This window comes from Enterococcus sulfureus ATCC 49903, from assembly GCF_000407605.1.
GTDB classification, from domain to species: Bacteria; Bacillota; Bacilli; order Lactobacillales; family Enterococcaceae; genus Enterococcus_G; species Enterococcus_G sulfureus.
The window spans coordinates 179,604-192,846 of the sequence record NZ_ASWO01000003.1 but is presented as its reverse complement, the minus strand read 5'-3'; the positions used below and the strand labels follow the sequence as shown (position 1 = coordinate 192,846).

Here is a 13,243-nt window from a genome sequence, read left to right as displayed (position 1 = left end):
ATTTATGAGGGGAGTCTTTAGGTGTAACGAAGAACAGAAAGAAAAATTTATTGATTAGAAGATTTTGGGTAGGTTTTTTATTACCAAAGAAAATATGATGATGCTGGGAGAGTTATTGTAACAAGATATAAAATATTATCAGAGAGTTTAAGGATCGAGGTGTTAAACATGTTCAATGAATATAATCATTTTAAAAAAGAGCATCCTTATTTTAATCTAATATTGATTTTTATAATTGCTAGTTTGATAGGAATGTTAGTTGAATATTTAATTAATAGAGACTTTATCGGTTCTGGGTTGTATACAACTTTATTTTTAATGATAGTATATCTAATAAAATTATGGTTAGAACAGAATAAAAAGTCTTAACTGGTTCTGTAACAAACTTTATAAATGGACTATAAGTCTGTCTACTTTAAATTAAATTACGTTGAAATTCTAAACAATATTAAAAACTTTACTAAAAAGTAAATTTTAATTAATATTGGGAATCGATTAAATGAGTAAAAAATGATTTATTTACTACCCGTAGCTTTTTATGTATTTGTCAAAATCGTCATTTTAAAAATAGATAATCAATTATTAATTTCTTATTTTCTTAATTATGAATTACAAAGTGTATTAGGTTTTCCTATTGGTTACACTTTATTTTACTATTTCGTGATAAAAAATCGTCCTTTATATATACTTATTTTAAGGAGTGCATAAATTTGGAAAAAAAATATTTGTATAGTCTCTTTCTAGGATTATTTTTGATATTTCAGTTACAAGTATTAAGTTATTTAAATTGGCTCATGGTAACCCAAGGTACAATCAATGGTGTTCAAGATAAGTATCTATTGCTAAAAACACCTCTTATAATGATACCAATTTTACTGATTATTTATTATATGTATGGTATCAAAACTATTATTAGTAAAAAATCAGCTGCAAATTAAAAAAAGTAAGTGATTAATTTGTTTAGTAAGACTAAATTAGTAATAGAGTCCATAGTTTTAAGAATCTTTGAATTTAGTTCTATGCCTTTATCTGTAATTAATAAAGGAAATAAAAAAAGGAGAACTTGAATTCAACCCTAATTACTACAATGGCTCTAAAGAATCATTTTTCAAAGACAAAGATCAGTAATCTGTTTAGACTGCTTTGCTCTAACTCTGTAGAACTATAATATTAAAATAAAGAGTAGATACTATTTTTTCATCGAAAAACAAAATTTGTGCAAATATTATTTCGGTATTAGTAAATTATCTTATCATACGTTTCAGCTATTCAACTGATCTATCTTACTATCAAAAAATTAGATTTTCATAGTATGATCTACGTTGACTACGAAAAAAGTAGCTCTAAAAAAAGAGCTACTTTTTTGATCGTGATTATATAATCTAAAGAATAAAATAATACATACACTAAGATATTCTTTAAGATTTTAAACTTAAATTCATAAAAACTCCATCATAATATTTACCATCTATTAGCATAAAATCTTTATACAAACCATATTCTTTGAATCCCAATTTTTTATATAGATGAATAGCACTAGTGTTATCTGAGCGAACATCTAATTCTAACATTTCCAAATCAATAGATTTAGCATATTTAATCAATTCAGTTAATAGTTTAAAACCAATTCCATTTCCCCAATATTCTTTTACAATAGATATTCCAATCGAGGCTCTATGCTGAACTCTTTTTTTAGGTAGTGTCCTTAAATTAGCAATCCCTAAAATTTTGGTTCCTTTTTACTGCAACTAAAAATATACTTTTTGGATTTTTTAACGTCATACTTAATATTTTTTCTTCATCTTCAATACTTATATTCATAATATCTTCATAAGTAAGTAATAAATTTTCAGTTTCCTTCGTTACTAATTTAAAAAATTCTATAATAGCTGAAGCATCTTCAACTTGAGCTTCTCTAATAATTATTTCTTCTAAAATCATTTTATTGCACTCCTTTTCATTTGACGCGAATGAGTTTATGTATATTCAAATTATACTCCTTACGTAATCGTTATCAAAATATTATCCAGTAGATATTATTAAAAGAATAAAAAAAACTCACTAGCTAGGACCAGTGAGTTAGCTTGCTGGTTTGGAAAGGCTATATGTCATTTTTACTCTATTGACCGTACCAAGAAATCCCTTCATAGCGCCATCCTAAGCTTGTTAGATTTTCACGTTCAACAGCATTGTTTGTATAATGATGCGCACCGGAACCAGTATCGTTTTTATTATACAAACGATAAATGGGTACACCATTAGTTATCGAATACCATCCTATCCCTTCGTAATGCCATCCTAGACTTTTTAAATTGTCACGCTCATAACTGTTTATTGTATAAAAATGTTCACCACTGTTAGGATTATACAAACGATAGACCGAAATACCATTATTTGGTGCATTCCAACCTATTCCTTCATAGTACCATCCTAAACTCTTTAAGTTGTTGCGTTCAAAATTATTAAGAGTATAAAAATGCTCACCACTGTTAGGATTATACAAATGATAAATTGCTTGATCATTTTGAGTGACAGTTACTGGGAATGATTGCAATACGTCTCTAGTGATCAAATCGTCATCAGGAAATTTAGCTTGCAAATCGTTTATAGATTTCTTAGATAAGACAACTACTGGAACAATTGATAGGTTACCTGAAGCAATTGCTTTCCAATGACCATCAGAAGTAACAGTTAGTATTGACGGATCCGAAGAGTGGTATTTAATTGTTCCTTCTACGCTTAGTCCTTGAATATCATTAATATTTCCTTGGAGATTTCCAGATTGTCCCGTAGTAACACTATTTGGTATGTTGTTAAGCGTTATACTCGGTGTAATGTCTACAGTATCTGACATAGTTTGTGTAGTGAAGAAAAATACAGAAAATATAAGCAGAATAGCTGAAATAATTAATAATAATTTCTTTTTCATTTTAAACGTTCCTCCTTAAAATATGAGTAGTATCCGTAGCGCTAGTTAATTTTTTCTAGACTATAAAATTGGTCAATCAAAAAAAGCGTAGATCAGACTTAAAATCCCAAAGAAATGCAAACTAATGATACATTGTATCTTTTTCAATCCTTCTATAACTACAATGGTTTACTATATTTAAACAAAATAAACTTGTAATTTAAAACTTTCGAATGATTATTTTTAACTTTTTGAATTCTTATTTTTTAGATAATTCAAAGTCCAAAGCATGATAATATTTCACCTGCTCATACTTATTTGACTAAGTGAGTGATTGGATAAGGTTTTCCAAAACCATCCACTGCATCTTCTGACTCGATTTCAAAACCATGATTTAAGTAAAATCTTTTTGCATGCTCATTTTGCGTATTCACATCGATTCTTTTGATAGATTCAGATGCTATCAATTCCATTAAAATCTCACTTCCATATTGTTTTCCTATAAAAATAGGATCTAGAAAGAGCATGACTAATTCTTCTTCACTAGTTCCACTAAAACCAATAATGCGCTGCTCATCTTTCCATAAAACTAAATCGACATTTTCTAGATATTCTGGAATCACGTTTTTATAAAATTGAATATCTTCTTCAGCTAAAAAATCGTGTGTATGTCTTACTGATTTTTCCCATATCTCTAGAATCAATACATACTCATCTTTAGTTGCTTTACTTCTGCTTAACATAGCAAGCGCTCCTTTACTTTAGAGTTTATATATTGTTTGCTTCTTGTTTAATTAGAAGATTGATGTTATCAAAAAAACACTTTAATTTTACATTTAAACTTACAACTATGTCACTAGGTTTCATTATACCATTAAGATATAATGAAATTAAAGAAAGCGTTTTCTTAAATTGATATTAAAGTCTTAAACGTTTTTTGCTGCGGTGCTCAAAGAAAAGGGATGATAGTATGATTATCTTTGCAACATGTATGGTGATTTTAGGAGTATATCTTCAAAAAGAATTTTGGCCAAAAATCCCTCAATCTATTTCAAAATATCGAGGCTTATTCGTTTCTGGTACTGTACTAGTTGCTTCTATCGTCTTAAAAGTACCGTTAAACACAGGAAGTTTATCTTTTTTTATTTTCCTGCTGTTTCTTTATGGCATGTTGACTTTTATTTTCGATAATAGGAAGGGTGATTCATTATGAATTTTAAGAATATCCTATTCAGAATCGCATTGGTCACTATTGTTATTGTAGGAACTTCTCTTATTGCTTCACTATTGTTCCCTGATCTATTTTCTTTTACTCGAGAAACAAAAATCAAAGAAATTCTAATCATTATGATATTTTCCCTAAGTTTAATTTTACATTCGGCGGATAGAAAAGGTAAGTCTTAATGCAAGATAGTAAATAAAATGTAGATATCTATATACATCTATTTTTAAAGGAGCTGAACTAATCATGTCTAAAAGGAGCTTAATACTAAAAGAGGCAGTAACATTTTCTTTAGGAAGTATCGGTGGTATAACTATTTTTTTTATTTTACTTTCACTCTTTACAAATTATCATTTTTTTAATGGAGAACGAGGACAATATATATTAATCATACTATTCATTGGTTTTACTTTAGGTAGATATGCACAACTGAGTAGACATACTAATTAACACCTGGATTAGGGTGGGCTAAAGGAGCAAAGATCATGAAGAACAATCAAAAAAATCAGAATACTCCTATCAAATTACAGTTTTTGATACTTAGCGTATTGGCTGCTATTTTGTTATACGGTACTACTAGAAGTTTGCTTCTTGCCCTGTCCTTCTTTATTTTAGGAATTTCTTTTTCAATTGCTTACAAAGGAGAATAATTGAAAGTTTTAATTTCAAATAATTCATTCGATGAAAATACAAAAAATACCCATGATAAACACTATCACGGGTATTTTTTTGTTTGAATCCAAAGAACTATAATTAATGCTAAATAAACCGTTGTAATGAATATAAATAAAAATTCACTCTAAAAATGATAAAAAGATGTAACCTTTTCGAAATTCATTCGTTATATTGATATAAAGGAAAGGAGGAAAGGAAATTGAATGACGATTTAAATAACGATATTGATAGTATTATGAAAAATGTATATCCTCCTTTACTTATTTATGCAACATCTTTAACAAAAAATCCTTTAGAAGCAGAAGACTTGGTTCAAGAAGCTTTATACCGTTTCTTAATTTACTACGATAAACTTGATATCGATGATGAAATAAACTATCAAGGGTGGTTATGCAAAGTAATTCGGAATTATTTTTTAGACACTAAACGAAAAGAAAAAAAGAAAAAGGATATCGACCACTATCTAACCTTTTTACAACGGCAAGAAAATCCCAATAATGTACTAACTCAATTCATCAAAAAAAATGAGTATACCCTTCTATACGAGAAAATCTTACAACTAAATTATCCCTACAAAGATGTACTTATATTCTATTATTTTTTTGATATGTCACTAAGTACTATCGCTTCCATTTTAGATCTTAAAACGAATAATGTAAAAATAATCTTATACCGAAGCAGAAAGATGTTAAAGGAGGAATTAGTAAATGAAAAACTATAAAGAACTAATAAAAAAATATAAAAACGATGAACTAACCATTCAAGAAAGAGAAGAATTTGAGGCTGAAATTGAAAGTTCTTCAGAGCTACTAGATTTTATTTTAGATAAAGAACAGCTCGATTTTTCTGAGTCTTCACCTCATATATCAGAAGATACTAACTCAAATGAACTTACTCTAAAAAGAAAAATACACAAGCGCATTATAAAATTAGCAGCACTCATCACAATAAGCGTATTATGTATCATCACCATTTTATATTATTCTGTTCCTAAATTAATCGACCTTGTTTTTTATAATCCATTACAAGGGCAAGAATTAGTAAAGGATACACATAAAATTCGAATCCCTAGTGACTATGAACTAGAAGAATATCTAAGCAATCAACTAAATCTAGATGAAGACCCACTAACTGGTCTTTTTATTGAAAAGACAGGTACAGCTAAATATTCTATTTCAAAAGAATATTATAACGATTTTCGTGGTGAAAAATATCTTGATAAAACAGTTTTAGACAAAAGTATTATCCAGTCTACTATTACTGATTCTATGAATCGATACTCACTGATCTACGGTGAATCTTCTGAAAATGGTGTAGATATCCCCGTCACAGAATTATCAGATCTCACTAAAAAAATAAATACTTTACCTGATTCTTCTTATTTGAATATAACAGCTACCTTCAGTCAAGAACAAAATTGGAACGATATCATTTCATTTATTGAATCTCATCCAAATATCAAGGTTTACTCTACAACACTAAGCTATAAACAATCTAGTCAAAATCTTGGTATACGATTCATACAAGAAAAGAATTTGAATACTACATTAACTACCTTTGAATTTGATCAGAACTTCAAAGATACATTGACCAAAACATACCCTGGATTATTTGATACACCTACGATTCACTCTTCTGAAACAGATGTATTCAATTTTATCCATTCAACAATTTCTTATCTAAATGACCATGTCACAAAATCGAATAAAAATCCTATATTAACTATGAATCGAAACGAAAAATTAGCTACTATTAAAAAAAATGAATTAACATTTTCGAAAATCACTCTAGCCATTCCTAAATCTGAATGGAATACTATAATAAGCGAAAATCAATTTAACTCTATCGCACTAACTGATCTATCTCTATTTTCTAATTAAGCAAACTCCCAATATGAATTCTTTTTAACGACTAAGAATTTGTATTGGGAGTAACTGTATATTCAGTTGTCTTATCTAAAAATCGATGACCATACACTAATCATTCCACCTAGATTTTTCGGCATAAATTTAGAATTATTGATTTCCATATAGAATTCCCCTACGTGTTTGGATAATTTTCCACCAATGGCCAATGGTGTCAACTCACTTCTCAATCCATTTAAAACTCTAGGGATATAGGCCGATGTGTCTAGTTCATTTCTTGCCTGTTGAAGAATCGTTCTTTCTTCATTACGGATTTCTTGGCTTAACAATACGTCGATAGTAGCTAATAACATTTCTTGATCATTTACTTTTTTCATTATGAATACGCCTCTATTCTTTAATTAATATCTGTTAGAATTAAAAAAATGATCCAAGCCAAAGTTACTGATTTTTTTCATAGATCAGGCTTTCTTTCTAAACAAAGCAAAATCAAATAGCTAGAAAATATTGTGTTTTGTAAAAAATTATCCACCAAAATATAAAAATAGAATAATGAACATCAAGTATTTATTCGCGACTTTTATTGATCTTCTATTGTTTATATTCAGTTTATACTAATTTTCTCTTAGATTGAATATCCTAAACAAAATAATGTAATAAAAAAAGCTGAACGCGTCTTATCGATTCGTTCAACTTTTTCATTTTATCCTTCATATCAGCTAAAAAAGGCTGTATTGTCTGGTACATTTTCTAAATACACAATTTTTCCTTGATCGTCTAAACGTGCAATATCCATGCCTTCTTCAGTATACACACCTGTTTCAAAACGTTTGCCACAAATGGCCCAACGTGTTTGATATGTACCATCTTCTTGTTGTTCCCATCCGTTATACATATGTACGAGTTGCTCGTTTGATTGGTACACTTTATCGATAAATGCGCGCCAATTAGATTTTCCTTTGATTTCTTGTCCATTCAACACAAAGACTAACTCTTCACTAAATAGTTCATGTAATGCTTCTTTTTGTGCTGCACCCTGTCTTGCGTCATCAAAACGTGCAAAATAATCGTCTAATATCAATTTATTCACTCTTTTCTCTATTTATTCCTTAGATATAGTATGTTATTTACAAAAAATATGCGACTAATCTGTTTGAACACTTTATTAAATTGCATATTTTATAAATAAAATACAGATATTTCTTCTAAAAACGTATTTTTATTCAAAATAACTCTTTACTTTCTATAAATAATTTCGTATCATTATGAATATAATTTGAATATTAATACAAAAAAAGATAAATATGTGGGGTTTTATTATGGAATATACAGTAGGAGTTGCGTTAGATTTTAGTAAAATCGTCAAATGGTTGCCAACTTTCTGGCAAGGTACACTGGTAACAATCGCTTTAGCTTTAATGACTGTTGTCTTGGGTTCGATCATCGGGTTGATTGCTACATTGATGAAACAATCTCGCTTTAAAATTTTACGCTTTATTGCAAAAGCGTATACCCAAGTCGTACGTGGTACCCCTCTACTTTTACAACTATTTTTATGGTTATACGGTTTTCCAATTATTGGAATCAGCTTACCCGCATTACCATTTTTAGGAGATATCCTTGGTTCACGTGAATTTTTAACCGCAGTCGTTGCGTTATCGATCAACTCAGGAGCCTACATCTGTGAATTACTTCGCGGTGGATTGCAATCGATCGATAAGGGACAAATGGAAGCTGGACGTTCACTTGGCTTAAGTCGAGCGCAAACGATGCGTGCCATTATTATCCCTCAAGCTGTTCGGGTCGTATTACCTGGACTTGGAAATGAATTTATCATGATGATCAAAGAATCTTCGATCGTATCAGTCGTAGGTGTCTTCGATGTCATGTATACCTATAATATCGTCAAAGCATCGACCTATTCGATTTTCGAACCACTGATCGTCGTAGGAATCATCTACTTTTTGCTGACTTCTGCTTTGACTGCTTTAATGAATCTATTGGAAAAGAGGATGCATGTTTATGATTAAAACAACGGAGCTAAAAAAAGCTTATGGTGAATTAGAAGTTTTAAAAGGCATTACGACTCAAATCGATAAAGGAGAAGTCGTTGCTGTGATTGGTCCTTCTGGATCTGGAAAATCGACATTTCTACGTTGTTTAAATTTAATGGAAACACCGACAAGTGGTGATGTTTTATTTAAGGATACACTTCTTACCGATCCAAAGTTAAAAGAAGCACAGATCGATACCATTCGCGAAGATATCGGCATGGTTTTCCAACATTTCAATCTTTTTCCAAATAAAACAGTATTGGAAAATATTTGTTTAGCTCCCGTAATGCGTAAAAAGGCGACTCCTGCTCAGGCTTTAGTAAAAGCAGAAGAGTTGCTAAAAAAAGTTGGTTTACTTGATAAAAAAAATGCCTATCCTAATCAATTATCTGGCGGACAAAAACAACGGGTCGCCATCGCACGCGCTTTAGCCATGGAACCTGAGATGATGTTGTTTGACGAACCTACTTCAGCACTTGATCCAGAAATGGTAAAAGAAGTCTTACTCGTTATTCAAGATTTAGCTAAAAGTCATATGACCACTGTTATTGTGACCCATGAAATGAATTTTGCTAAAAAAGTAGCCTCTCGTGTTCTATTTATCGATCAAGGAATGATTGTAGAAGAAGGAACACCTGAAGAATTATTCGATTTTCCTAAACAAGAACGAACAAAAATCTTTCTGGATAAAATTACATTCTAATCACTATACAAAAAAGGAGTCTTCATTATGAAAAAATCATTTAAACTAGCATTAACATTTGCTTTAGCTACCCTAACTACTCTTTCATTAGCTGCTTGTTCTTCTTCGAATTCGGCTAGTGCAACCGATAAAAATACTTTAGAAACAATCAAAGAAAATGGAAAATTAACAGTAGGTACTTCACCCGATTTTCCACCAGCAGAATTTTATATTTTAAATGATAAAGGTGAAAAAGAAATCGTCGGAAGTGACATTAGCTTAGCCAAAGCCATTGCCGATAAAATCGGTGTAAAATTGGAAATCAAAGCAACCGACTTTAACGGAGTATTGGCCAATATCCAAACTGGTAGTGTCGATCTTGGTATCTCAAGTTTTGTTGGCACAAAAGAAAGAGAAAAGATCATGGACTTTTCGGATGGATATGCCCAAGAAGTTTCAGACGGTTATCAAGGAATCTTAACGACGAAAAAAATCGCAGACAAATACAAGGATCTTGCTGAATTGAAAAAGGCTAATTTAAAAGTTGGCGCTCAATCAGGTGCGATCCAATTTGAACTCGCTAGTACAATAACGAAAGACGCAAACATCAAACAATATGGTACGATGGATGCAGCTGTACTGGCTTTAAATTCTGGTGATATCGACGCCGTAACGGTCTCTACTTCATCAGTTGAACCTTTACTTGCTTCATTCCCAGAGTTAACGATTTTGCCAAAAGACAACTTTAACTTAGATCCAGAAAATAAATATGCAACAAATGTAATCGGGATTCCTAAGAACGAAAATAATACTTCATTTGTAAAATTAATAAATGAAGTCATCAAAGAAAACAAAGACAACGGCAATTTAGAAAAATGGAAAAATGAAGCAACTGAACAAGCGAAAAAAGCCATTACAGAATAATTCATCATTCAGCAGAAAGAAGGAACTTAAATGACCGCAAAAGAAACCCTAACTCAGTCAATCGAATCCAATATCGAGGCATACATGGAATTAGTTCAAACGATGTATGATAATCCAGAAATTGGAAATGAAGAATTTGAAACGATGGCTTTACTCGTTGATTATTTGACAAAAGCTGGTTTTGAAACACAATCAGCCTACGTCGTCCCTACTGGATTTTTAGCCACTTATGATACGCATAAGCCCGGACCAACGATCGCTGTGATGTGTGAATACGATGCACTGCCTGAAGTCGGTCATGGTTGTGGACATAACTTGATTGCCGCAATCGGTGTTGCCACTGGTGAAGCAGTAAAAAAAGTCATCGATACTTATGGTGGAAAATTACTCGTTGTTGGAACTCCCGCAGAAGAAAACTTTGGTGGTAAAGTCAGTATGGCCGATGCTGGTGTCTTTGACGATGTCGATGTTGCCTTAATGGTTCATCCGGCAACCAATCATGGTGTTGGTAGTCGCTCAAGTGCCTTGTATCCATTAAAATTTGAATTCTTTGGTCAAACCGCGCATGGCTGTCATCCGGATCTAGGCCGTTCTGCTTTAGATGCTGCAGTTATGAGTTATGTCCAAATCAATTTGCTACGTCAATATGCAGCGCCAAATAGTTATATCCACGGTATCATTAAAGATGGTGGTGAAGCGGCGAATGTTATTCCAGGGTATGCTTCATTAGAATATTACTTTAGAGCACCGACGATGGCCTATGCGACTTACTTAAAAGATCGTGCGGTAAAAGCTGTCGAAGGAATTTGTTTAGCCAATGATGTGACGATGAAAACTTCTGTATACGAATGTCCCTATGACGATACAGTCATCAACTACGGTCTAGCGGAATTATTAACAGAGAAATATCAAGAAATTGGATTGACTGATATTGCTCCAGTTGATGAAATCGCAACAGGATCGACCGATGTTGGTGCTGTAAGTTATAAATGTCCAACGATTCAAGGATTTATCAAGATTGCCGGTGAAGAAGTTGGCGCTCATACAATCGAAATGGCAAATGCAACGATCTCACCTGAAGGTAAACAAGGATTGATCGATGCAGCCAAAGGATTATCTTTTACCATTTTAGAACTACTCGAAAAACCGGAAGTACTCGCTAAAATCCAAAAAGAACAAGAAGAAACTTTAGCGAAACTAGCAAAAGTATAAAAAAGACGCGCTTTTTCAGCGCGTCTTTTTGACTATATTTAAGGAGACATTGCCTATGCATGAGATTCAACTCAAAACCATTCAACAAACAGATCTAAACACGATTTTTGACATCAGCTACGGTCCAAAAGCTGATCTCGAATGGATGAAATTTAATGGACCTTACTTTAATGATCCTATCGAAACGTGGAATACCTTTAGTAACGGTTATGGAAAAAAATTAGTCGCTGATCCTATGAAAAAAGTGATTATATTCAATAATGAGATTATTGGACTAGTTGCAGCTTATTGGGAAGATGGTCCTTTAAAGCAATGGTTAGAAGTTGGCATCCTCCTCTATCAAAAAAAAGATTGGGGCAAAAGAATCGGCAGTCAAGTGCTCTCTTGATGGTTACATGACTTATTTGCTCAATTTGAATACTTACCCCATATTGGATTTACGACATGGTCCGGAAATCGTGGAATGCAAAAAATTGGCGAAAAATGCGGGATGACGAAAGAAGGAGTCATACGAAAAGTTCGCTATCTAGATGGTCACTATTATGATTCGGTAAAGTATGGCATTCTAAGAGAAGAACTGCACGCCTGTTTTAGCAAAAAGATATTCCTTTAAGTTAGAGTTAAGCTTTATCTTGTATTCTTTATCCATACCCAAACAAACCCAAACTAATTTTTTTCATCCTTTCTCCCTACCTCACTAGCCTCCACTAGTGAGGTATTTTTATTTTGATATAAGGAGTATACTGGTAAATAAAAGGAGTGATACGGTTGCCTTCATCCATACGTAACATTTATATGAACTACCATCATATTGCATCTCTAAATGACACTATAACTTATCAATTAGTCAATACTGAGATTGAAGATGAAGAGTTGCGAATTGCACATAGTAGTAAACGCGCAAAAAAATTAGTTGATGCTGCCTTTTGTAATGAGACGAACATACAACTAATTTTTATACTGCCAAATTATTTTAAAAAAAAGATATTACAAAGACTATTACTCCATCCTCAATTTAAAATCATCGATAGCTTTTGTACCGATTCATGGCAAGAATATTATGATAGACCAGTTACTGTATTTGTCATTGAAACCTTTATAAAAAATCTACGATTAACTAAATTGATCGAAGGTATCTGCTATCAAGACTTCCCGCAATATAGAAAATCAACTGTTGGGATTCCCATAATTTTTTATAATGGCCAAAAAAATCTCTTACTGACGATTTATGATGATCAAATTGCTGATAGTTGGTCATCTAATCCGAAAATTCAACAAAACCTAAAGAAAAAATTTTCATCTTGGATTTTACACTAAATATATTTGGAGGCATACGTATGAAACCATCGGAAACCACACTAACTTATCTACAGTCCCTAACACTTAGTTCAAGTACTGAGAAAGCTTTTCTTGACGAGACCTTGCGTCAACTAAAAGAAAAACAAAATGAAACTAGAGTACTTGCCGAATTACGTTCTAATTTGACATTACTTGCTTTAAAACAACAAATTTCCAAAGAAGGTCTTGACCTATTGACTGCTTTACAAAAACCAAATTTCGAAAATGATTTAGGTCGTACATTTAACCTTTGGATTTAAGTCTCATTTAAGCTCCACCTTGTATTCTTGATTCATACCCAAACAAACCAATGATTTTTCATTTCTTTCTCCCTACCTCACTAGTCCCCGCTAGTGAGGTTTT

At 31.9% G+C, this 13,243-nt stretch carries 17 protein-coding genes; 11 read left to right on the top strand and 6 right to left on the bottom strand.

The window, feature by feature from the left end:
• Positions 1-1,418 precede the first annotated feature (1,418 nt).
• From I573_RS11595 to I573_RS04715, 4 genes are all read right to left on the bottom strand, one after another.
• Positions 1,419-1,718, bottom strand: coding sequence for a GNAT family N-acetyltransferase (locus I573_RS11595; protein ID WP_245555067.1), 300 nt, complete (start codon positions 1,716-1,718; stop codon positions 1,419-1,421).
• Positions 1,711-1,941 (bottom strand): GNAT family N-acetyltransferase, encoded by a 231-nt coding sequence (locus I573_RS11590; RefSeq protein WP_016186078.1) that lies wholly within the window; start codon positions 1,939-1,941, stop codon positions 1,711-1,713. Before I573_RS11590 ends, I573_RS11595 begins: the two co-directional genes overlap by 8 nt.
• A 178-nt stretch (positions 1,942-2,119) precedes the next feature.
• A complete protein-coding gene (locus I573_RS04720; RefSeq protein WP_016186079.1) occupies positions 2,120-2,929 on the bottom strand; it encodes a hypothetical protein in 810 nt (269 codons plus the stop codon).
• A gap of 293 nt (positions 2,930-3,222) precedes the next feature.
• Complete coding sequence (locus I573_RS04715) at positions 3,223-3,651, bottom strand: GNAT family N-acetyltransferase (protein ID WP_016186080.1); 429 nt, start codon at positions 3,649-3,651, stop codon at positions 3,223-3,225.
• Positions 3,652-3,878: 227 nt separating this feature from the next.
• Here I573_RS04715 and I573_RS04710 point away from each other — a divergent pair, with 227 nt between their 5' ends.
• The 4 genes from I573_RS04710 (at position 3,879) to I573_RS04690 (ending at position 6,685) form a co-directional block, all read left to right on the top strand.
• Complete coding sequence (locus I573_RS04710) at positions 3,879-4,121, top strand: hypothetical protein (RefSeq protein WP_016186081.1); 243 nt, start codon at positions 3,879-3,881, stop codon at positions 4,119-4,121.
• A 494-nt stretch (positions 4,122-4,615) separates the two neighbouring features.
• On the top strand, positions 4,616-4,780 hold the full coding sequence (locus I573_RS11460; RefSeq protein WP_155855537.1) for a hypothetical protein: 165 nt from the start codon (positions 4,616-4,618) through the stop codon (positions 4,778-4,780).
• Positions 4,781-5,004: 224 nt separating this feature from the next.
• Positions 5,005-5,526, top strand: coding sequence for a sigma-70 family RNA polymerase sigma factor (locus I573_RS04695; RefSeq protein ID WP_016186084.1), 522 nt, complete (start codon positions 5,005-5,007; stop codon positions 5,524-5,526).
• Complete coding sequence (locus I573_RS04690; RefSeq protein WP_016186085.1) at positions 5,513-6,685, top strand: hypothetical protein; 1,173 nt, start codon at positions 5,513-5,515, stop codon at positions 6,683-6,685. Before I573_RS04695 ends, I573_RS04690 begins: the two co-directional genes overlap by 14 nt.
• Positions 6,686-6,756: 71 nt before the next feature.
• On the opposite strand, the gene I573_RS04685 is transcribed toward I573_RS04690, so the two are convergent.
• Together I573_RS04685 and I573_RS04680 are read right to left on the bottom strand one after the other, a co-directional pair.
• The gene (locus I573_RS04685) at positions 6,757-7,047 is read right to left on the bottom strand and encodes a bacteriocin immunity family protein (RefSeq protein ID WP_016186086.1); all 291 of its coding nucleotides are present in this window, start codon (positions 7,045-7,047) and stop codon (positions 6,757-6,759) included.
• A gap of 338 nt (positions 7,048-7,385) precedes the next feature.
• The gene (locus tag I573_RS04680; RefSeq protein ID WP_016186087.1) at positions 7,386-7,760 is read right to left on the bottom strand and encodes a nuclear transport factor 2 family protein; all 375 of its coding nucleotides are present in this window, start codon (positions 7,758-7,760) and stop codon (positions 7,386-7,388) included.
• 229 nt (positions 7,761-7,989) lie between these two features.
• Here I573_RS04680 and I573_RS04675 point away from each other — a divergent pair, with 229 nt between their 5' ends.
• From I573_RS04675 to I573_RS04645, 7 genes are all read left to right on the top strand, one after another.
• Positions 7,990-8,700, top strand: a complete 711-nt coding sequence (locus I573_RS04675; RefSeq protein WP_016186088.1) for an amino acid ABC transporter permease — start codon at positions 7,990-7,992, stop codon at positions 8,698-8,700.
• Positions 8,693-9,427, top strand: a complete 735-nt coding sequence (locus I573_RS04670) for an amino acid ABC transporter ATP-binding protein (protein ID WP_016186089.1) — start codon at positions 8,693-8,695, stop codon at positions 9,425-9,427. The genes I573_RS04675 and I573_RS04670 overlap by 8 nt, the downstream gene beginning before the upstream one ends.
• Positions 9,428-9,454: 27 nt before the next feature.
• A complete protein-coding gene (locus tag I573_RS04665) occupies positions 9,455-10,330 on the top strand; it encodes a transporter substrate-binding domain-containing protein (RefSeq protein ID WP_016186090.1) in 876 nt (291 codons plus the stop codon).
• 30 nt (positions 10,331-10,360) lie between these two features.
• Entirely contained in the window at positions 10,361-11,542 is a 1,182-nt protein-coding gene (locus tag I573_RS04660; RefSeq protein ID WP_016186091.1) for a M20 family metallopeptidase, read from the top strand.
• Positions 11,543-11,597: 55 nt separating this feature from the next.
• On the top strand, positions 11,598-11,930 hold the full coding sequence (locus tag I573_RS11645) for a hypothetical protein (protein WP_016186092.1): 333 nt from the start codon (positions 11,598-11,600) through the stop codon (positions 11,928-11,930).
• Between the two features lie 380 nt (positions 11,931-12,310).
• Positions 12,311-12,859 (top strand): DUF3885 domain-containing protein, encoded by a 549-nt coding sequence (locus I573_RS04650; protein WP_016186093.1) that lies wholly within the window; start codon positions 12,311-12,313, stop codon positions 12,857-12,859.
• A gap of 20 nt (positions 12,860-12,879) precedes the next feature.
• Positions 12,880-13,140, top strand: coding sequence for a hypothetical protein (locus tag I573_RS04645; RefSeq protein WP_016186094.1), 261 nt, complete (start codon positions 12,880-12,882; stop codon positions 13,138-13,140).
• Positions 13,141-13,243: the final 103 nt, after the last annotated feature.